The 21,555-nt window shown below is 27.8% G+C and carries 18 protein-coding genes; 17 read left to right on the top strand and 1 reads right to left on the bottom strand.

Features of this window, described 5'->3' with window-relative positions:
* Positions 1–142: 142 nt before the first annotated feature.
* Positions 143–1,477: an NCS2 family permease gene (locus tag ABFX13_RS08575; RefSeq protein ID WP_346044960.1), complete on the top strand. Its 1,335-nt coding sequence runs from the start codon at positions 143–145 to the stop codon at positions 1,475–1,477.
* A 78-nt stretch (positions 1,478–1,555) separates the two neighbouring features.
* Here ABFX13_RS08575 and rbr read toward each other — a convergent pair whose 3' ends face one another.
* Complete coding sequence (rbr, locus tag ABFX13_RS08570) at positions 1,556–2,137, bottom strand: rubrerythrin (RefSeq protein WP_346044958.1); 582 nt, start codon at positions 2,135–2,137, stop codon at positions 1,556–1,558.
* Positions 2,138–2,356: 219 nt separating this feature from the next.
* On the opposite strand from rbr, the gene ABFX13_RS08565 reads away from it, so the two are divergent.
* The 16 genes from ABFX13_RS08565 (at position 2,357) to ABFX13_RS08490 (ending at position 21,325) form a co-directional block, all read left to right on the top strand.
* Positions 2,357–2,716: a hypothetical protein gene (locus ABFX13_RS08565; protein WP_346044954.1), complete on the top strand. Its 360-nt coding sequence runs from the start codon at positions 2,357–2,359 to the stop codon at positions 2,714–2,716.
* A gap of 75 nt (positions 2,717–2,791) precedes the next feature.
* On the top strand, positions 2,792–2,923 hold the full coding sequence (locus ABFX13_RS08560) for a hypothetical protein (protein WP_270647423.1): 132 nt from the start codon (positions 2,792–2,794) through the stop codon (positions 2,921–2,923).
* Positions 2,924–3,161: 238 nt separating this feature from the next.
* Positions 3,162–3,638: a 5-(carboxyamino)imidazole ribonucleotide mutase gene (purE, locus tag ABFX13_RS08555; RefSeq protein WP_346045105.1), complete on the top strand. Its 477-nt coding sequence runs from the start codon at positions 3,162–3,164 to the stop codon at positions 3,636–3,638.
* Positions 3,639–3,643: 5 nt separating this feature from the next.
* Entirely contained in the window at positions 3,644–4,339 is a 696-nt protein-coding gene (gene purC / locus ABFX13_RS08550; RefSeq protein WP_346044952.1) for a phosphoribosylaminoimidazolesuccinocarboxamide synthase, read from the top strand.
* A gap of 16 nt (positions 4,340–4,355) precedes the next feature.
* Positions 4,356–5,726: an amidophosphoribosyltransferase gene (purF, locus tag ABFX13_RS08545; RefSeq protein ID WP_346044950.1), complete on the top strand. Its 1,371-nt coding sequence runs from the start codon at positions 4,356–4,358 to the stop codon at positions 5,724–5,726.
* The gene (gene purM / locus ABFX13_RS08540; RefSeq protein ID WP_346044947.1) at positions 5,720–6,748 is read left to right on the top strand and encodes a phosphoribosylformylglycinamidine cyclo-ligase; all 1,029 of its coding nucleotides are present in this window, start codon (positions 5,720–5,722) and stop codon (positions 6,746–6,748) included. The genes purF and purM overlap by 7 nt, the downstream gene beginning before the upstream one ends.
* A complete protein-coding gene (gene purN / locus ABFX13_RS08535) occupies positions 6,742–7,335 on the top strand; it encodes a phosphoribosylglycinamide formyltransferase (protein WP_346044945.1) in 594 nt (197 codons plus the stop codon). Before purM ends, purN begins: the two co-directional genes overlap by 7 nt.
* Complete coding sequence (purH, locus tag ABFX13_RS08530) at positions 7,328–8,860, top strand: bifunctional phosphoribosylaminoimidazolecarboxamide formyltransferase/IMP cyclohydrolase (RefSeq protein ID WP_346044943.1); 1,533 nt, start codon at positions 7,328–7,330, stop codon at positions 8,858–8,860. Before purN ends, purH begins: the two co-directional genes overlap by 8 nt.
* An 11-nt stretch (positions 8,861–8,871) precedes the next feature.
* Entirely contained in the window at positions 8,872–10,125 is a 1,254-nt protein-coding gene (purD, locus tag ABFX13_RS08525) for a phosphoribosylamine--glycine ligase (protein ID WP_346044939.1), read from the top strand.
* A 61-nt stretch (positions 10,126–10,186) separates the two neighbouring features.
* Complete coding sequence (locus ABFX13_RS08520; protein WP_428833870.1) at positions 10,187–13,999, top strand: phosphoribosylformylglycinamidine synthase; 3,813 nt, start codon at positions 10,187–10,189, stop codon at positions 13,997–13,999.
* Between the two features lie 250 nt (positions 14,000–14,249).
* Positions 14,250–15,098 carry a hypothetical protein gene (locus ABFX13_RS08515; protein ID WP_346044934.1) on the top strand — a complete coding sequence of 283 codons (849 nt, stop codon included), beginning with the start codon at positions 14,250–14,252 and terminating at the stop codon, positions 15,096–15,098.
* Positions 15,099–15,118: 20 nt separating this feature from the next.
* Positions 15,119–16,351, top strand: coding sequence for a glycosyltransferase family 4 protein (locus ABFX13_RS08510; RefSeq protein WP_346044932.1), 1,233 nt, complete (start codon positions 15,119–15,121; stop codon positions 16,349–16,351).
* Positions 16,352–16,452: 101 nt separating this feature from the next.
* Positions 16,453–16,815 (top strand): C-GCAxxG-C-C family (seleno)protein, encoded by a 363-nt coding sequence (locus ABFX13_RS08505; RefSeq protein WP_346044930.1) that lies wholly within the window; start codon positions 16,453–16,455, stop codon positions 16,813–16,815.
* A gap of 126 nt (positions 16,816–16,941) precedes the next feature.
* A complete protein-coding gene (locus tag ABFX13_RS08500; RefSeq protein ID WP_346044928.1) occupies positions 16,942–18,954 on the top strand; it encodes a sigma-54 interaction domain-containing protein in 2,013 nt (670 codons plus the stop codon).
* 296 nt (positions 18,955–19,250) lie between these two features.
* Positions 19,251–19,988 (top strand): gamma-glutamyl-gamma-aminobutyrate hydrolase family protein, encoded by a 738-nt coding sequence (locus ABFX13_RS08495; protein ID WP_346044925.1) that lies wholly within the window; start codon positions 19,251–19,253, stop codon positions 19,986–19,988.
* Between the two features lie 29 nt (positions 19,989–20,017).
* Positions 20,018–21,325, top strand: coding sequence for an APC family permease (locus ABFX13_RS08490; RefSeq protein WP_346044923.1), 1,308 nt, complete (start codon positions 20,018–20,020; stop codon positions 21,323–21,325).
* The last annotated feature ends 230 nt before the right edge of the window (positions 21,326–21,555 follow it).

The following is a 21,555-nucleotide window of genomic DNA, read 5'->3' as shown; positions in this document are numbered from 1 at the left end:
ATACGAATATAAAATAAAAATAATATTAAAATATTCGTAAAATAACTTGAAAAAGTATCCGTCATAAAATATAATTAGGGTATAAGGTTGGTAAAATACGAACGAAATTATAATTATATTTTATAAAAATAGGAGGAAGGATATGCAGATAGCACAAACTTCAAAGGGAAATAAATCTATTTTAGATAGGGTTTTTAAGTTAAGCGAACATAATACAACTGTTAAGACTGAAATTATAGCAGGAATAACAACATTTATGACAATGGCTTATATATTAGTAGTAAATCCTAGTGTATTAGGGGATGCTGGGATGAACAAAGATGCTGTATTTGCTGCAACTGCTATAGCAGCATTTATAGGAAGTTCTGTAATGGGACTATTAGCAAATTACCCAATAGCACTTGCGCCAGGTATGGGACTAAATGCATTCTTTGCATATACAGTAGTTTTACAAATGGGTTATAGCTGGCAATTTGCTTTATGTGCAGTTTTAATAGAAGGTTTAATATTTATCTTATTAACAGTAACTAATGTAAGAGAAAAAATAATTGACTGTATACCAAAAGTTTTAAAGCATGCAGTTACAGCAGGTATAGGATTATTTATAGCTTTTATAGGATTAGTAAATGCAGGAATAGTTGAAGGTGGAGGTGCGATATTACAATTAGGTAATATGCAAAGTCCAACGGTTTTATTATCTATAGCAGGTTTAGTAATAGCAGCTGTATTACTTTCTAAAAATGTTAAAGGTACATTTTTACTAGCTATGGTAGTTACTACTGCAATAGGAATTGTTGCTGGATTAGTTCAATTACCTTCAGCTATAGTTTCATCAGTACCATCTTTAAAACCAGTATTTTTACAAGTATTTTCAGTTCCAGTTAATCAAATATTTAGTTTAGATATGATAGTAGTAGTATTTACATTCTTATTTGTAGATTTATTTGATACAGTAGGGTGCTTAGTAGGAGTAGCATCTAAAGGAAATATGTTAGATGAAAATGGTAAATTACCAAAAGCTAAGCAGGCACTATTCGCAGATGCTATAGCAACTACAACAGGATCATTACTTGGAACTTCAACTGTTACAGCTTATGTTGAAAGTGCTTCAGGTATAGGAGAAGGTGGAAGAACTGGATTAACTGCAATAACAACAGGATTATTATTTTTACTTTCATTATTCTTTGCTCCGATATTTACTGCAATACCAGCACAAGCAACTGCTCCAGTACTTATATTAGTTGGAGTTATGATGGCAAGTTCATTACTTGAAATAGATTTTAGCGATTTTACTAATGCAATACCAGCATTTTTAACATTTGCAATGATGCCTTTAGCATATAGTATAGCAGATGGTATTATATTTGGAATAATATCATTTACAATATTAAAGTTAGCTACAGGAAAGAAAAAAGAAGTTAATTTATCGTTAATATTACTTTCAATAATGTTTATACTAAAGTTTATATTATTATAATATAGTATTTAAAAAATAAAATAAAAAAAGGTTAAATACACATTTTAATATGTATTTAACCTTTTTTTATACTTAGTTTTAGAAGTTTTCTGCTCTTACTTCATAGTATCCTTGTGGGTGTTTGCAAGCTGGACATACTTGTGGAGCTTCATTTCCAACATGAACATATCCACATACTGTACATATCCATTCTTGTGGTTCAGATTTTTCAAATACTGTTTTTTCTTCTATATTTTTAGCTAATCTTAAAAATCTATCTCTATGATGAGCTTCTATTCCATGTATATGAGTGAAAGAAGCTGCTATTTCCTCAAATCCTTCTTCTCTAGCTTCAGCAGCGAATTTTAAGTAAAGAGTATCTTCTTCATCTTCCCCTTTTGCTGCAAATTTTAAGTTTTCTAAAGTACTAGCCATTCCTACACCATATGATCCAGTTACTTGAACATCTTCTCCAGTAAAATCATTTAATAAGTATCTAAAAAATATTTTAGCATGCATTTCTTCATTATGAGCAGTTTCATCAAATACATCACCTATTTGAACAAATCCTTCTTTTCTAGCTATTTTAGCATAGAATTGATATTTGTTTTTAGCTTGTGATTCTCCTGCAAATGCATTCATTAAATTTTGTGCTGTTTTAGTTCCTTTTAAAGATTTCATCTTTAATTCATCTCCCTAAGTATAAATTATAAATTTTAATTATTTTATATAGATACCACATAAAATTAAATTAAAACAATTTAATTAGATTTCTTATATTTTCGTAATTTTAAGAATTAGTGAAAAATAAAATTATTTTATTAAGCTGTTACTGAATGAAAATGAGTTAACTTGTGAACTATATTAGATAGTAAATTTTTCATAATATGGAGGTAACCTATGAAATTATATAGTATTTTAGTAACTAGTATATTTCTTTCAGGATTTTTAATTATAGGTTGTGCTAGTAGTTCAGACAGTGATAAAAATTATAATAAAGAAAATTTAAAAGAAACATCAATTAATAATGTAGATAAGAAACTAAGCAAAAAAGAGGCTAGTGATTTAGTAAAAAAATATTTAGAAGATAAAAATTCTTATATACCCAATTTCATAGAAGTGGACAATGTTGATGGAGATAAATATATTGTTCATGCCTATGATGTTATAACAAATAAAGAGGAGAGTCATATAGCTACAAGTGGGTGGTTTGAGGTTAATATGTATACTGGAGAAATAGTTGATATAATGAATCAGTAATATTTTTAAAATTTAGAAAAATATAGATGTTAGGAATATAATAATATATATAATATATTTTAATAGGGTGATAATATGAACACAAATCTTAAAAAGAAATTCTTGTTTTGGGGAATTGATTTTGCCTATGCTATTGTATTTGGATTAATAATAGGTGTAGATTTTGGATTTGATGTAAGTAAAAGGTTGAATAAGTTTTTAGGATAATATAATGATTTTATAGAAGTCACATATTTGCTATAAATATTTTTGATAGCAAGTATGTGACTTTTTTTATTTAATTTATAAGATTAAAAGCTTATATAAAAAACTCGAACAAAAAATAAATATATGGTTGATAAAATACGTATAATAAGATACTATTTAAATATAAAGTTCGTTATATAATACGTATGTTTTAAAATATCAAAAAATATTAAGTACGTAAAAAGAGGGGGGAGTTATGATGAAAATAGCAGTAGTTATGGGTTCAAAGTCAGATTATCCAAAGTTAGAAAAAGGAATTGAGATTTTAGAAAAGTTCGGAATAGAAATTACAACACGAGCATTATCAGCTCATAGGACACCGAATCAACTAATGGCATTTTTAAAAGAAATAGAAAATGACACAGATGTAATAATAGCAGCTGCAGGAAAAGCAGCACATTTACCAGGAGTATTAGCATCACATACTTTAATACCGGTTATAGGGTTACCAATAAAGTCATCTACAATGGATGGTTTAGATTCACTTCTTTCAATAGTTCAAATGCCACAAGGAATACCTGTAGCTACTGTAACTATAGATTCTGGAGTAAATGCAGCATTAATGGCTGCTCAGATAATGAGTATTAAATACCCAGAAATTAAAGAACAATTAAAGAACTATAGAAAAGAGATGGAATTAAAAGTATTAGAAGATGATCAAAATTTAAGGGGGTAATCAAAATGTTATTATATGAAGGAAAAGCAAAACAAATATTTAGTACAGAAAATGAAAATGAATATCTAGTTTACTACAAAGATGATGCGACAGCATTTAATGGTGAGAAAAAAGCTTCAATAAATTCAAAAGGGATATTAAACAATAAAATATGTACAGCTATGTTTGAAATGTTAGAAAAAGAAGGTATAAACACTCACTTTATAAAAGGTATTTCGGATAGAGAAATGATAGTTAAAAAAGTTGAAATTTTACCACTTGAAGTAATTGTAAGAAATATAACAGCAGGTTCATTTTGTAAAAGATATGGAATAGAAGAGGGTATAGTTTTAGAAGAACCAATATTTGAACTTTCATATAAAAACGATGATTATGGAGATCCAATGCTAAATGATGATCATGCAGTAGCTATGAAACTTGCAACTAGAGAAGAATTAGCATTTTTAAGAGAAGAAACTTTAAAAATAAATGAAATAATGAAGAAATTTTTCTTAAATATGAACTTTAAGTTAGTAGATTTTAAATTAGAATTTGGAAAAGATGTAAATGGGAATATAATACTAGCTGATGAAATATCTCCAGATACTTGTAGACTTTGGGATGTAGATACAAATGAGAAATTTGATAAAGATAGATTTAGAAGAGATTTAGGAGATTTAGTAGAAGGATATACTGAAGTTCTTTCTAGAATAGAAAATTAATCAGGGGGATATTTAAATGTGCGGTGTGGTAGGAATATGCTCAAATAAAGATATATCAAAAGAATTGTATTACTCATTATACTCTATACAGCATAGAGGTCAGGAAAGTTGTGGGATATCAGTTTTAAATAGAAACCAAATAAATTTTAAAAAGGATATGGGACTTGTAGGAGATGTTTTTAAATCTAGCGAGCTAGAAAAACTAAAAGGAAATATAGGAATAGGGCATGTAAGATATTCTACAGCTGGAGGAAGTAGTTTATCTAATTGTCAGCCATTAGTAGGAAGATGTAGAAAGAGACAATTATCTATAGCACACAATGGAAATCTTGTTAATGCAAATTATTTAAGAAACATGTTAGAAGAAGAAGGATATATGCTTCAATCAAATTCAGATACAGAGGCTATACTTTGTATACTAGCAAGATATTATAAAGGGGATATAGTTGAAAGCTTAAAAATAACTATGGATTATATAAAGGGTGCTTATTCATTAGTCATAGCAAGTAGTGAAAATGAACTTGTAGCTGTTAGAGACCCTCATGGATTTAGACCATTATTATTAGGGAAAAAAGATGACACATATATAGTAGCCTCTGAAGACTGTGCAATTAATATATTAGGAGGAGAAGTTTTAAGGGATATTGAGCCAGGAGAGATTGTAGTAATAAAAGATAACGAACTAAAATCATATCACTATAGAGAAAACTATAAACCAATAAAAGCAAGTTGCATATTTGAACATATATATTTTGCTAGAAATGATGCAACTATAGATAATGTTAATGTATATGAGTTTAGAGTAAAGTGTGGAGAAATTTTAGCTCAAGATGAAAATATAAAAGCAGATATAGTTGTTCCTGTACCTGACTCTGGATGGGCTGGAGCTATAGGGTATTCAAATGCTAGCAAAATTAAACTTACAGAAGGACTTGTTAAAAATAGATATGTTGGAAGAACATTTATAAAACCTACTCAAGAAGAAAGAGAAATAGGAGTAAAAGTAAAATTAAATACACTAACCAATGTAGTAAAAGATAAGTCAATTGTTTTAGTAGATGATTCAGTAGTAAGAGGTACAACTTCAAGACAAATTGTTAAATCATTAAGAGATGCGGGAGCTAAAGAAATACATTTAAGAATAACTTCACCTGAAGTAACTCATTCTTGTTACTATGGGATAGATACTCCACATCGCTCTAATTTAATAGCTTCAAAATATGATTTAGAAGAAATAAGAAATTATATAGGGTGCGATACACTTAAATTTTTAAGTATAGAAGGAACTTTAGAAGCAACAGAAAATAAATCAACTTTCTGTAAGGCATGTTTTGATGGAAAATATCCAGTTGAAAAAATCGATGAGGGGGAACTTGTATCATGTTAACTTATAGAGATTCAGGTGTAGATATAGATGAAGGAAATAGAGCTATTGACCTTATAAAAAATAAAATAAAAGGGACTTATGACAATAATGTTATAGGTGACTTAGGAAATTTTAGTGGATTATATAATTTAAAAGACTTTATGAGCATGGAAGAGCCAGTACTTCTTTCATCCACTGATGGAGTTGGAACTAAACTAAAACTAGCTCAGATGCTAAATATTCATAATACAGTAGGGATAGACTTAGTAGCTATGTGTGTTAATGACCTTATATGCCAAGGTTCTAAGCCTTTATTTTTCTTAGATTATATAGCTACAGGTAAGTTAGTACCTGAAAAAATAGATGATATAGTTTCGGGAATAGTTAAAGGATGCAAACAAGCAGGATGTGCACTTATAGGTGGAGAAACGGCTGAAATGCCTGGAATGTATTCAAAAGAAGATTACGATTTAGCTGGATTTTCAGTTGGTATAGCAGACAAAAGTAAAATAATAAGTGGTCAAAATGTTAAAGCAGGAGATACTTTAATAGGAATAGCCTCAAGTGGAATACATAGTAATGGATATTCATTTATAAGAAAGATTTTCTTAGAAGAATATAAATATGAATTAGATCAGTATATAGAAGAATTAGAAATGACATTAGGGGAAGCACTTCTTGTACCAACTAAGATATACGTGAAACTTGTTATAAATTTAATAAAAAAATATGACTTAAAAGCAATAGCACATATAACAGGTGGTGGAGTTATAGAAAATATACCTAGAGTAATACCAAAAGGCTTAGGTGTAAATATAAATAAAAATTCTTGGGAAAAGCCAGCTATATTCAAAATGATAGAAAACTTTAATTCTATAGATGAAATAGAACTACACAAAAGTTTTAATATGGGGATTGGACTTGTAATAGTTGTAGATTCAGATAAATCAGAAGAGATAACTAAATTTATAAATGAAGGGGAAGATAAAGCTTTTATAATTGGTGAAGTTGTAGATAGCCATGAAGGAGTAAAGCTATGCTAAACATTGCAGTTTTAATATCCGGAGGAGGAAGCAACTTACAAAGCATTATAGATGGTTGTGAAAGTGGATATATAAATGGAAAAGTTAAGCTAGTTATATCTAATAAAGATGGAGCTTATGGTTTAGAAAGGGCTAGAAAACACAATATAAAAGCTATAGTTGAAAAAAATGAAGATGAAGTTATTAAATTATTAAAGAGAGAGAAAGTTGCTTTAATAGTTCTTGCTGGATATTTAAAAATTATAAGTCCAAACTTTGTAAAAACTTTTAGAAATAAAATTATGAACATTCATCCATCATTAATACCAGCTTTTTGTGGAGAAGGCTATTATGGGAAAAAAGTTCACAAAGCTGTTATAGATTATGGAGTAAAATTAAGTGGTGCTACTGTACATTTTGTTGATGAAGGTGCAGATACAGGGCCTATAATAATTCAAGAAAGTGTAGAAGTTAAGTTTGATGATACACCAGAAACTTTAGCGTCAAGAGTACTAGATGTAGAACACAAAATTCTTAAAAAAAGTGTAAAACTATATTGTGAAAATAAATTAACTGTTAATGGAAGGGGAGTAATTATAAATGACTAGAAGGGCATTAATAAGTGTAACTGATAAGACTGGGGTAGTAGAATTTGCTAAAAATTTAAATGATTTAGGATATGAAATAATATCTACAGGAAATACATTTAAAACTCTTAAGGAAAAAGGATGCAAAGTTATACAAATAGATGAAGTTACAAACTTTCCAGAAATACTTGACGGAAGAGTTAAAACATTAAATCCATATATACATGGAGGAATACTTTATAAAAGAGATAATGAAGACCATGTTAAAACTGTGAAAGAACATAAAATAGAAGCAATAGATTTAGTTGTTGTTAACTTATATGATTTTGAAGGTAATTTAAAAAATAATAAAGAACATGATGTAATGATAGAAAACATAGACATAGGTGGACCATCAATGATAAGATCTGCGGCTAAAAATTATAAAGATGTTTTAATAGTAGTTGATGTTAAAGATTATGATTTTATAATAGAGAGCTTAAGAAATGGAGAAATATCATTAGAGGATAGAAAAAAATTAGCATATAAAGCATTTGCAACCACAGCAAGATATGATACTTTAATATCTAATTACTTTAGAGGAGAATTAGATGATAAATTTCCAGAATATCTAACTATGACTTTCCAAAAAGAAGATAGTTTAAGATATGGTGAAAATCCCCATCAAGAAGCAGTACTTTATGCTCAATCTAATGCTAAAAATCCAATATTAAACTATGAACAATTAAATGGAAAAGAACTTTCATTTAATAATATAAATGATTTACATGGATGTTTAGAAATAATGAGAGAATTTAAAGATAGTAAAAATGTAGTTTGTGTAGCCGTAAAACATACTAATCCATGTGGAGTTGGAATTGCAAATAATAGTTTTGATGCTTATAAAAAATGTTATGAGGCTGACAAGGTTTCAATATTTGGAGGAATTGTAGGATTTACTTCAACTGTAGATGAGGAAACTGCTAAAAAATTAAATGAAATATTTTTAGAAATAGTAGTAGCTTACGACTTTACAGAAGAAGCCCTTGTAGTTTTAAAACAAAAGAAAAACTTAAGAGTATTAAAGCTTTCAAATATAGAAGATAGTCTTCAAAGATTTGATTTAAAATACTTAGATGGAAAATTATTAGTTCAAGACAGAGATGAAAAATTAGTTAATGAATATAAAAATGTTACAGTAAATGAAGCTGATGAAAGAATGAAAAAAGATATGGAATTTGGAATGAAAATAGTTAAAAATATGAAATCAAATGCTATAGCTATAGTCAAAGATGGGCAAACATTAGCACTTGGATGTGGTCAAACATCTAGAATATGGGCATTAAAAAATGCTTTAGAAAATAATAAAGATAAAGATTTTAAAGGAGCAGTACTAGCATCGGATGCATTTTTCCCATTTGATGACTGTGTAACTTTAGCTAGTGAGTACGGTATAAAAGGTATAGTTCAACCTGGAGGATCTATAAAAGACCAAGACTCAATAGATGCTTGCAACAAAAATGATATGGTAATGGTGTTTACAGGAATAAGACACTTCAAACACTAGGAGGGAAATATATGAGAGTTTTAGTTGTAGGTTCAGGAGGAAGAGAACACGCTATATGTTATAAGTTAAGTCAAGAAAAGAAAGTTGAAAAAATTTATTGTGCACCTGGAAATGCTGGGATTAGTAAAATTGCTAAATGTATAGATATAAAAGATGATGATATAAATAAACTTCTAAGCTTTGCTAAAGAAAATGAAATTGATTTAACTATAGTAGGTCCTGAAGCTCCCTTGGTAGAAGGCATAGTTGATGAATTTGAAAAAGAAAATTTAAAGATATTTGGACCTAATAAGGAGTGTGCAAAACTTGAAGGGAGCAAAGCTTTTTCAAAAGAATTTATGATAAAAAACAACATTCCAACTGCAAAATATAAAGAATACACAAATATAGATAAAGCTATAAAAGAGATTGATTTATTTGGATATCCAGTAGTTATAAAGGCTGATGGATTAGCAGCTGGAAAAGGTGTAATAATAGCACAAAATCATGAAGAAGCGGTAAGTTCTTTAGAAGATATGATGAGTGATAAAAAATTTGGAAGCGCTGGAAAAAAAATAGTAGTTGAAGAATTTTTAAAAGGAGTAGAAACTTCTATACTTGCTTTCGTTGATAATAATACAATTGTCCCAATGGAAAGTGCAAAAGACCATAAAAAAGTATATAACAATGAAGAGGGGCCAAATACTGGAGGAATGGGAACCTTCTCTCCAAGTAATATATATGATGATGAGTTATCAACAATAGTAAAAGAAGAAGTTTTAGACAAAACATTAAAAGGGTTTAAAGAGGAAAACTTAAATTATAAGGGAATATTATTTATCGGTCTTATGATAACAGAAGATGGACCTAAGGTTCTTGAGTATAATGTTAGATTTGGAGATCCCGAAACACAATCAGTACTTTTAAGATTAGAAACAGATTTAATTGAGATAATCGAATCTATTTTAAATAATAAACTAGATGAAGTTAAAATAAAATATGATGAAAAACATGCAGTATGTGTAATGCTAACTTCAGGTGGATATCCTGAAAACTATGAAAAAGAAAAAGTAATAAAAGGACTTGAAGATTTAGATGAAGATATAGTTGTTTTTCACAGTGGAACAAAAATATTAGATAACCAATTAGTTACAAATGGAGGTAGGGTTATTGGCATAGCCACAAAAGGAAAGTCTCTTGAGGAAGCAAGTAAAAAAGTTTACTCAAATATTGAAAAATTAAATTTTGAAGGAATGCATTACAGAACGGATATAGGAATTTCATAAGAAGCTATGACTTATATAATGAGAGACTAAACCAATTCATTTAATGGGGGTAAATACTATGATGTCTATCACTAACTTAGCATCTTCTGTAAGAAGAATATTAGTTGAGAAAAAGCAAGGATTTGACTTAGAAGCCAAGCATCTAAAATTTGATTTAGAAGAAAGTTTGAATATAGATACAATAGAAAATTTAAGGATTTTAAATAGATATGATATAGAAAAAATAGAAGATGAAGTATATGAAAAAGCAATAAATACTGTATTTTCAGAGCCTAATACAGATGATGTATATAAAGAGTATGTAGAATTAAGCAAAGAAGATAGAGTATTTGCTATAGAATATTTACCTGGCCAATATGACCAAAGAGGTGATTGGGCATCTCAATGTATACAAATTATTAACGAAGGAATAAGACCTATTATAAATACAGCAAAAGTTGTAATTCTTACAGGAAACATAACCGATGAACAATTTAAGAAAATAAAAACTTATTGTATAAATCCTGTAGATAGTAGAGAGGCAATATTAGAAAAACCTAAAACTTTAGAAGTTGATACTGAAATACCAACATCAGTAGATATATTAGAAGAATTTATAAATTTAGAAGAAAATCAATTAAAAGATTTAGTGAATACTTTAGGTCTTGCAATGACTTTTGACGATTTACTTCATGTACAGAAATATTTTAAACAAATAGAAAATAGAAATCCTACAATAACAGAAATAAAAGTTTTAGATACTTATTGGTCAGATCATTGTAGACATACTACTTTCATGACAAAAATAGAGGATATAGTTATAGAAGAAAGTAAATATACAAATGTAGTAAAAGAGGCTTATGATCTTTATTTACAATCAAGAAAAAATGTTTACGGTGAAACAAATAGAGATGTTTGTTTAATGGATATAGCAACAATAGCTATGAAAGAATTAAGAAAGATAGGAAAACTAGAAGACTTAGATGTAAGTGAAGAAATAAATGCTTGTAGTATAAATGTTGATGTTGAAATAGATGGGAAAAAAGAAGAATATTTAGTAATGTTTAAAAATGAAACACATAACCATCCAACAGAAATAGAGCCATTTGGAGGAGCTGCAACTTGTTTAGGAGGAGCTATAAGAGATCCACTTTCAGGTAGAAGTTATGTGTATCAAGCAATGAGAGTTACAGGAAGTGCTGACCCTAGAACTTCCTTAGAAGATACATTAGAAGGAAAGTTAATGCAAAAGAAAATAACTACTCAAGCTGCTAATGGATATAGTTCATATGGAAATCAGATAGGACTTTCTACAGGTCAAGTTACAGAATTATATGATGAAGATTTTGTGGCTAAAAGGATGGAGATAGGGGCAGTGATAGCAGCAGCACCAAAAGAAAATGTAATAAGAGAAACTCCAGAAAGTGGAGATGTAGTTATATTACTTGGAGGAAAGACTGGTAGAGATGGATGTGGAGGAGCAACGGGTTCTTCAAAAGAGCATAGTGAAGAATCTTTATTTACTTGTAGCGCTGAGGTACAAAAAGGTGATGCTCCAAATGAAAGAAAGATACAAAGATTTTTTAGAAATAAAGAAGTAGCTCAAATGATAAAAAGATGTAATGATTTTGGAGCTGGTGGGGTTTGTGTAGCTATTGGTGAGATAGCAGAAAGTATAGATATAAACCTAGATTTTATTCCTAAAAAATATGAAGGATTAGATGGAACAGAGTTAGCTATATCAGAATCTCAAGAACGTATGGCTGTAGTTATAAAAAAAGAAAACATAGAAAAGTTTATAAATATGGCTAGAGAAGAAAATTTAGAGGCTACTTATGTTGCTGATGTAACTGATAGTAAAAGAGTTAGAATATTTTGGAATGGAAAAGCTATAGTAGATATGGCTAGAGATTTTATAGAAACTAATGGAGTTAAACAAACTACCAAGGTTAGAGTTAAAGCTATAGATGATATAAAAATAAATAATAAAGTAAAAGAAAATAAATTTGAAGTAGTAGATAAAGAAATAAGTTTAAAAGATAAGTTTGTAGAAACTATGACAGATTTAAATGTTTGCTCAAAAAAAGGACTAGTTGAAAAGTTTGATAATACAATCGGAGGAAATACAGTGTTATTACCATTTGGAGGTAAATATCAAGCTACTCCAACTCAAGGAATGGTGGCAAAAATTCCTGTTCTTAATGGAGAGACAGACACATCTACTATAATGACATATGGATATAACCCTAAGATAGGAAAGTACAGTCCATTTCATGGAGCTTTATATGCAGTAGTTGAATCTGTGTGTAAAGTTGTGGCTATTGGGGGTAATTTTAGTTCAATAAGACTTACTCTTCAAGAGTATTTTGAGAAATTGGGGATAAGTGAAGTAAAATGGGGTAAACCATTTTCTGCATTACTTGGGGCATATTATGCACAAAATAAATTAGGAATACCAGCAATAGGTGGAAAAGATAGTATGTCAGGGACTTTTAAAGATATAGATGTACCACCAACATTAGTTTCTTTTGCTGTTGATACTGTGGATGCAAAACAGGTCTTATCCCCAGAATTTAAAAATTCTAATTCTACAGTAATAATGTTATCAACAAAGGTATTTGAAAATAAAGTAATTGATTTTGAGGAATTAAAGAAAAACTTATCTAAAGTAACTGATCTTATAAAAAGTGAAAAAGTAAGCTCAGCTTACTCAATAGGCTATGGTGGAGTATGCGAAGCAATATGCAAAATGAGTTTTGGAAATAAAATAGGATTTAGGTTTAATGAATCTATTAAAATAGATGAAAGTATATTATTTGGGGCATCTTATGGAAATATAATACTTGAATTAAAAGGTGATGATAAAGAAGTTTTAGAATCATTAAAAGGATACAATTATAAGATATTGGGAAATACAGTAAAAGAAAAATCTATATTTATAGAAAATGAAGAAATAGATATAGATTTTATATACAATAAATACTGTGAAGTTTTAGAACCAATATTTCCAACAAGGGTTGAGACGATTAAAGAAAAAATAGAAACTATAAGTTTTATAACAGACACTAAAGACAGTAAATCAGGAATAAGTTTGGCTTCGCCAAAGGTATTTATACCAACTTTTCCAGGAACAAATTGTGAATATGATTCAGCTAGAATATTTGAGAAAGCTGGAGCAAAAACTTCTATAAAAGTATTTAAGAACTTAACTGATAAAGATATAGAAAGTTCTATAGATTCTATGGTAGAAGAAATAAAATCTTCACAAATAATAATGTTACCTGGAGGATTTAGTGCGGGAGATGAGCCTGACGGCTCAGGAAAATTTATAGCTACAGTATTTAGAAATCCTAAAATAGCTGAAGCAGTTAATGAATTTTTAACTAAACAAGATGGATTAATGCTAGGGATATGTAATGGATTCCAAGCACTTATAAAATTAGGTTTAGTACCATATGGTGAAATAATGGATATAGATAAAAATTGTCCTACACTTACCTATAATAAAATAGGAAGACATCAAGCCAAAATGGTTAACACAAGAATAGCATCTAATAAATCTCCTTGGCTATATGGTACAGAAGTTGGAGATATTCACAGTATAGCAGTTTCTCATGGTGAAGGAAGATTTGTAGCAGATGAAAAAACTTTAAAACAATTAATAGCCAATGGTCAAATAGCTACTCAATATGTTGACCTTGAAGGAAATGCAACCTATGATATAGAATTTAATCCAAATGGATCTACTTTTGCAGTTGAAGGTATAACAAGTATTGATGGAAGAATTCTTGGGAAAATGGGGCACTCAGAAAGAATTGGAAATCAAGTTGTTAAAAATATATTAGGAGAAAAAGACCAAAAAATATTCGAATCGGGAGTTAAATATTTTAAATAATAAAAAAAGACTATTTCAAATTACTTGAAATAGTCTTTTTTTCACTATAAATTAGTTTATATAAAAATAAAAAATATATACTATGGAACATATAAAGGAAAGTTAACAATTTATATAGAATAGACTAAATTAAAGGTAAATCTTTAAATATTAGGGAATTAATATAAAATGATACTTTTTTACACATTTTTCGACAAGTTTTTTAAAATTTATATGGTAATATAGATGTGCCATAGATGGAGGATGTCATATGGAGATTAAAATTTGTGATACTTTATGTTATAAAGGAAGTGCAAAGTATAATGAAGATATAGTAGGTGTTAATCCGTTTGGAGCTTGGGTACTAGATGGAGCTACAGGACTTAATAATAAAAATTTAGTATCTGATAAAAGTGATGCTAATTGGTATGTAAACTGGTGGAATAAATATCTACATCAAAATATACATAAAGAAATTACACTAAAAGAAATTATGGCTGATGGAATAAAATTAATTAGTGATGAGTACTATGGTATTGTAAATAAAGATAAAATAGAAAAATTGGATACTCCTTCAAGTTCTATTTCTATTATAAAATTTTATAAAGATAAAATAGAATATTTTTTACTAGGAGATTGTGCACTTCATTTGAAACAAAAAGACAAAGTAAAAATTATAAAAGATAGAACTTTATGCTATTTAGATAAATTAGTATATGACGAAATGGAAAGTTTGCCTAATTTAAGTAAGCTTTCTTATGAAGAAATTAAAAGTAGAGTTATGAAAACAATTATAGCTAATAGATTAAAAAAGAATACAAAAGATGGATATTGGATTTTAGATTTTGATAAAGAAGCTATAGATAACTCAATAAATGGGTTTATATATATAAAAGATAATATAAAACTTATGTTAACTAGTGATGGTTTTTCATGCATTAGTGATAGATACAATGAAATAGAAGAACAAGAACTTTTAAATAATGTAGAAGAAAGTGGAATTGGCAATATTTATAATAAACTTAGAAAAATAGAAGAAGATGATTATCTTACGACTAAATTTCCAAGATTTAAAATAAATGACGATTCTTCATGTATTTATTTAGACATAAATTTTTAAATCATTAATAAGGGGGATATATGAATATACTACATATAATAACGCAAAAACCAAATAGCACCGGCAGTGGAATTTATATGAGTGGAATGATAAAAGGGTTTAATGTTTTAGGGTATAAGCAAGGAGTAATAGCAGGTATTGATAAAAATGATTCTAGAAGATGTTTTGATGAGAATATAAGTTTTTATCCTGTAATTTATAATACAGAAAAATTACCTTTTAATGTTGTAGGTATGAGTGATATTATGCCTTATGAAAGCACTGTATATAGGTATATGAATTTGGATATGGTAAATAGATTAAAAGAAGTTTTTAAATATAATTTAGAAAAAGCAATAAATGAAATAAATCCAGATTTAATAATCTGTCATCATTTATATCTAATAACTGCTTTTATAAGAGAAACAGTAAAGGATATTCCTGTTGTAGGGGTATGTCATGGGACATGCCTTAAACAAATAAAAAGTCATGATTTAGAAAAGGAATATATAAAAGATAACATAAGTAATTTACATATGATATTTTCACTTCATGATGAACAGAAAAAAGAAATAATTGATATTTTTAATATAGATGAGAATAAAGTGTTTTCATTAGGAAGTGGATATGATGAAAATATATTTTTTAATAAACAAATAAATAATGATATTATAAATATTACGTTTGCAGGAAAGATTTGTAAACTCAAAGGAGTAGAATCTTTGATAAAAGCTTTAGATAAAATCGATTATAAAAAAGAAATTATAAATGTAAATATAGTCGGAGATGGAAGTAATAAAGAAGAGTATGAAAGTATAATTAAACTTTCTAAAAGATGTAAAATAAATATAAATTTTCTAGGGAAAATTAAACAAACAGATTTAGCTAAAGTATTTAGAAATACTCATATATTTATATTACCGTCATTTTTTGAAGGTTTACCACTAGTGGTAATAGAAGCTTTAGCTAGTGGATGTAACGTAATTACCACTAATATACCTGGGATAAGTGAATGGATTGGAGAAGATATAAATACATCAGGAAAGATAAAGTATATTAATTTGCCTGATATGAAGGGAATTGGTTTGCCATTAGAAAGTCAACTTCCAGAATTTGAAAAAAATTTAGGTTTAGCGATAAATGAAATGATAGAAAATATACTTCAGTTTAATACAAGAAATAAAGCTTTAAATATGAATGATAAAACTTGGTTAGGACTTTGTAAAAAGTTAGATGAATTTATAAATACAAGAGAAGAAGTTTATAATGTTTAATATTTTTACATCAGATATTAAGTAAATGAGTTAATATATATTATATAGGTTATTAATTAAAATTTACTTTGAAAATTTTATATAGAGTGGAGGAAATATAAATGACAAAACCATCATTATATCATCAACAAGGATACAATTGTGCAGAATCTATAATAAAATCATATAACGAGGAACATAATACAGATATACCAGTTGCATTAGGTAGTGGTATGGGCACAGGAATGACAGTTGGAAGTCTTTGCGGAGCTGTAAATGCAGCTATATTAGTATTGGGATATTTAAAAGGAAGAGAAGATAGTTCTGAATCAAATGATGCTAGACAATATTCTAGAGAATTAATGAATAAAGTTAGAGAAAGATATAATAGTGAAATATGTAGAGATTTAAAGAAGAATAAAGTTAGTTGTTCAGAGATAATTGACTTTGCATATGACGCATTAAATGAAATAGTAAATAACTAAATATTTATTAATTTTAATAAAAACTTTATTTAAATAAATTCATTAAAAAGGGATGGCATTAGTCATCTTTTTTTTAATTTAAAGAATTTACATACAGTTACTTAGGTTTAAAAAAGGAGATATAAGATGAAAACTATAGGTGTAGTTACAGATGGATTATCTAAATTAGAGGTTTTTTTAAATAATAATATAAAGATGATTTTTAAAGATACGGTAAAAATTAATAATTACTTTTTTAATAATTTAGAAAAAGGAAAAGTAATAAAAGATGATGTAGTTCTTGTCATGCTTAGAGAAAGGTATATAAAAATAAAAGATTATGTAGATGATAGTAAAAAAATAATTATTATAAATAGAAGTGTTAAACAAAATGATATTTATAAATTATTTTCATTACCAAAAGATATAGATGTATTAGTTGTAAATGATAATGAACAAACTATACTTGAAACTATATCAATTTTGTATCATATAGGAATAAATCATTTGAATTTAATTCCTTATAATAAAGAAAAAGAATATAAAAATATTAAAGTTTGTATAACTCCTGGAGAAGTTAATTTAGTTCCAAGTTATATAGATGAAGTAATTGATATAGGACATAGATTTATTGATATATCTACTTTTTTACAAATAATAACTAAATTGAATATAGATGATAAAGATATAACAGAGAGACTAATAAAATATTCTGAGGATGTTATAAGTCTTCACTCTGGTGTAAACCATACATATAAAAATTTAACAGTAGAAAATGATGAATTAAAATCTATTATAAATTTATCTAAAAATGGAATGATATTAATTTCTAATGATGGATATATAAAAGTGTGCAATGAAAGTGCTAAAAATATATTGGATATAAAAACAGATATAGTTGGAAAAAGTATTAAAAATTTAGATAATAAAGAAATAGTTTCAATTTTGGAATTAAAAAGTTCAGATGATGAGGTATTTAAATTTAGAAATAAATATATAACTGTAAATAGATACAATATAAATAGTTTTGGAAAAGATATAGGAGTGTATTTTTGTATACAAGAAATAACATATATAAAGAAGTTAGAACAAAATTTAAGCAAAATTCTTAGAGATAAAGGACAAGTTGCTAGGTATACTTTTGATGATATAAAAACTAATTCTGAAAATATGGAAAATACTAAAAATCTAGCTAAGAAAATTTCTAAATCAGATTACACTGTATTAATAACTGGAGAAAGTGGTACTGGTAAAGAATTATTAGCTCAGTCAATACACAATGAATCTAATAGGAGTAATCAACCATTTATAGCTATAAATTGTGCTGCAATGCCTGAAAATTTACTTGAAAGTGAATTGTTTGGATATGAAGAAGGTGCATTTACAGGAGCTTTAAAAGGTGGGAAAAAGGGTTTGTTTGAACAAGCACATAATGGGACTATATTTTTAGATGAGATAGGTGATATGCCTATGTATCTTCAAATTAAATTACTTAGAGTACTTCAGGAAAATCAAGTTATGAGGGTTGGAGGTCAAAGTGTAATAGATGTTGATGTTAGAGTTATAGCAGCTACTAATAGAGATTTATTAAGTATGATAAAAGAAGAAAAGTTTAGATCTGACTTATACTATAGAATAAATGTATTACCTATACATATTCCACCTTTAAGAGAGAGAAAAGAAGACATAAACATGATGCTTAAACATTTTATAAATAAAGATATAAATATAAGTGAAGAAGTACAAGATATAATAATTAATTACAACTGGCCTGGAAATATAAGAGAACTTAGAAATATAGCTATGTATATAAACACTATGGCTTCAGGAGAAAAAGTTCTTTTAAGTGATTTACCACATAATTTGAAAAATATAAGAAAAGATTATAGTAAAGAAATTAGTTATATAAAAGATAAAACTTGTATTGAAAAAACTGTTGAAGTTATGGAATGTATTAAGAGGCATAGTTTACTAAATAAATCTTCAGGAAGAATAAGTATATTAAAAGATCTTACTGAAAACAATGTGTTAATTACAGAAGGTGAAGTTAGACATATATTAGAAGTACTTAAAGATATAAACCTTATAGTATCAGGGATAGGTCGAAAAGGTAGTGAGTTAAATAAAAAAGGATTAGAAATACTTGAAAATATAAAATAGGTTATAAAATAGGTTTAGTAATTAACCTATTAAACCTATTTTATACAATTATAAAAAATAAATTTATTAGATTATTGTGGTTTTTATGTGAAACGTTTGCATTTTAAAATTTAGTAAATATACTAAAAATGCTACTGTATAAGCATATATATTTGAATTTTTAAAATAAAATAAGTTTGAAGTTTTAGTATTGGCATAATAGTTGCTATTATAGTTAATCATAAATAAAGATTAGATATATCTAATCCTTATGTATTAAACGTAAATTTTATATAACGATTGGAGTGCATTTAGCTATGAAAAGCAACAAAAAGCCAATAATAGGAATTACAGGAAGTTTAATAATTGATGAAGGAGGAATGTTCCCAGGATATGAAAGAGCATATGTTAATAATGATTATATACAATCTGTAGCAATGTGCAAGGCAGTTCCTTATATAATCCCAATGGTTTATGATGATGAACTAATAAAAGAACAAGTAGAAAATATAGATGGACTTATATTATCTGGAGGACATGACATAAATCCATTAAACTGGGGAGAAGAACCTCACCAAAAATTAGGTGGCATTTTACCTAAGAGAGATACTTATGATTTCAAGTTATTAAAATATGCATTAGAAATGAAAAAACCTATCTTAGGAATATGTAGAGGAGAACAAGTTATAAATGTATTTGGTGGAGGTAGTTTATATCAAGATTTATCTTTAATAGATGGATGTTATATAAAACACAATCAGGGACATTTATCTAATGTATCTACACATACAGCAATTATAAAAGAAGGCACAAAATTATATGAAATTTTAGGTGAAAAAGAAATCCATGTAAATAGTTTCCACCACTTAGCTGCAAATAAAATAGCTAATGGGTATATAGTTTCAGCATTATCTAAAGACGGAGTAATTGAAGCTATAGAAAAAGAAGGAGAAGATTTTGTAATAGGAGTTCAATGGCATCCAGAAATGATGACTAGAGATTATCCTATAATGCAAAAGTTATTCCAAGCATTAGTAGATGAAGCAATTAAGTAAATAATATAATAAATTTATGGAGGAACACTATGGGAGATAGTAAAAAATTAGGATTTTGGAGTATTGTTCTTTTAGGGATTAACTCAATTATAGGTTCTGGTATATTTGGATTACCAGGAGAAGCATATAAAATGATAGGACCTGCAAGTATAGTAGTATTAGTATTTTGTATGGTACTTGCAATATCTATAGCCCTTTGCTTTGCAGAAGCAGGTAGTTGGTTTGATGAAAATGGAGGACCTTATCTTTATGCTAAAGAAGCATTTGGTGATTTTATAGGATTTGAAGTTGGATTTATGAAATGGGCTATAGGAATGATAGCTTGGGCAGCAATGGCAAACTTCTTTGCTATAACAATATCTACTGTTTGGCCACAAGCGGCAGATCCATTTACTAAAAATGTTATAATAGGTGTAGTTTTAATTGGACTTGGAATTGTAAATATAATGGGTGTTGAAGCATCTAAAGTTTTAAATGATATAATAACAGTTGGAAAACTTGTTCCATTAATATTTTTTATAGCAGTTGGTATATTCTTTATAAAAGGTAATAATTTTACACCATTTGTAATAGTGCCAAAAGGTGAAGCTACAACTACTGCATTTGTGGCAGCATCTATATCATTATTTTATGCATTTACAGGATTTGAATCTTTAGCAGTTGCAGCCAAGGATATGCAAAATCCTAAGGAAAACGTTCCGAAAGCATTGATGACAGTAATGGCAATAGTATCAATAGTATATATCTTTGTACTAGCAATAAGTGTGGGTATATTAGGATCAGACTTAAGTGGAGCTGCTACACCAGTTGCAGATGCAGCAAAATCAATGGTTGGTAATGTAGGAGTTTATATAATAACAATAGGAACTGTAATTTCTGTTGGAGGTATAAATATAGCAGCATCTTTCCTTACTCCAAGATCAGGGGTTGCATTAGCAGAACAAGGATTAGTTCCTAAATGTATAGCTAAAAATAACAAAAAAGGAGTTCCATATATAGCTATAATAATAACTGTTGTTGGAACACTTTTAATAGCTTGGTCAGGTTCATTTAAATTCTTACTACAAATAAGTGTTATATCTAGATTTATACAATATATACCTACTTGTATATCTGTATTAGTTTTTAGAAAAAAATATAAAGATAAAGAAGTTAAGTTTAAAATACCAGGAGGAGCTTTTATTCCTATATTTGCAGTAGCAATAAGTGTGTGGTTATTAATAGAAGCTGGAATGAGTGATCCGATGAAAATTGTTTGGGGATTAGGTGGATTACTAATAGCAGTACCATTCTACTTCTACATGACTAAAATATATAAAGAAAAAAATTGTAATTAAATTTATAAATAAAAACCTATTTTTAAAGTAAAGTTTTAGATTACAAAAAAACTTACTTAAAAGTAGGTTTTTTAATTTTAAAAAATATATATAATTTTACTCAATGTAGAAAATGAAGTTATTAGATTTATAGACTATGACTAATGTACACTTACTATATTTTAATGTATATAGAATAACCCATACGCTAAATTCATAGTATATGGGTTATTTTATTATTATGATAAAAT

Source organism: Paraclostridium tenue (assembly GCF_039521565.1).
GTDB lineage: Bacteria > Bacillota > Clostridia > Peptostreptococcales > Peptostreptococcaceae > Paraclostridium > Paraclostridium tenue.
Note: the sequence above shows the minus strand (reverse complement) of the source record. Positions and strands in the feature narration are given on the sequence as shown.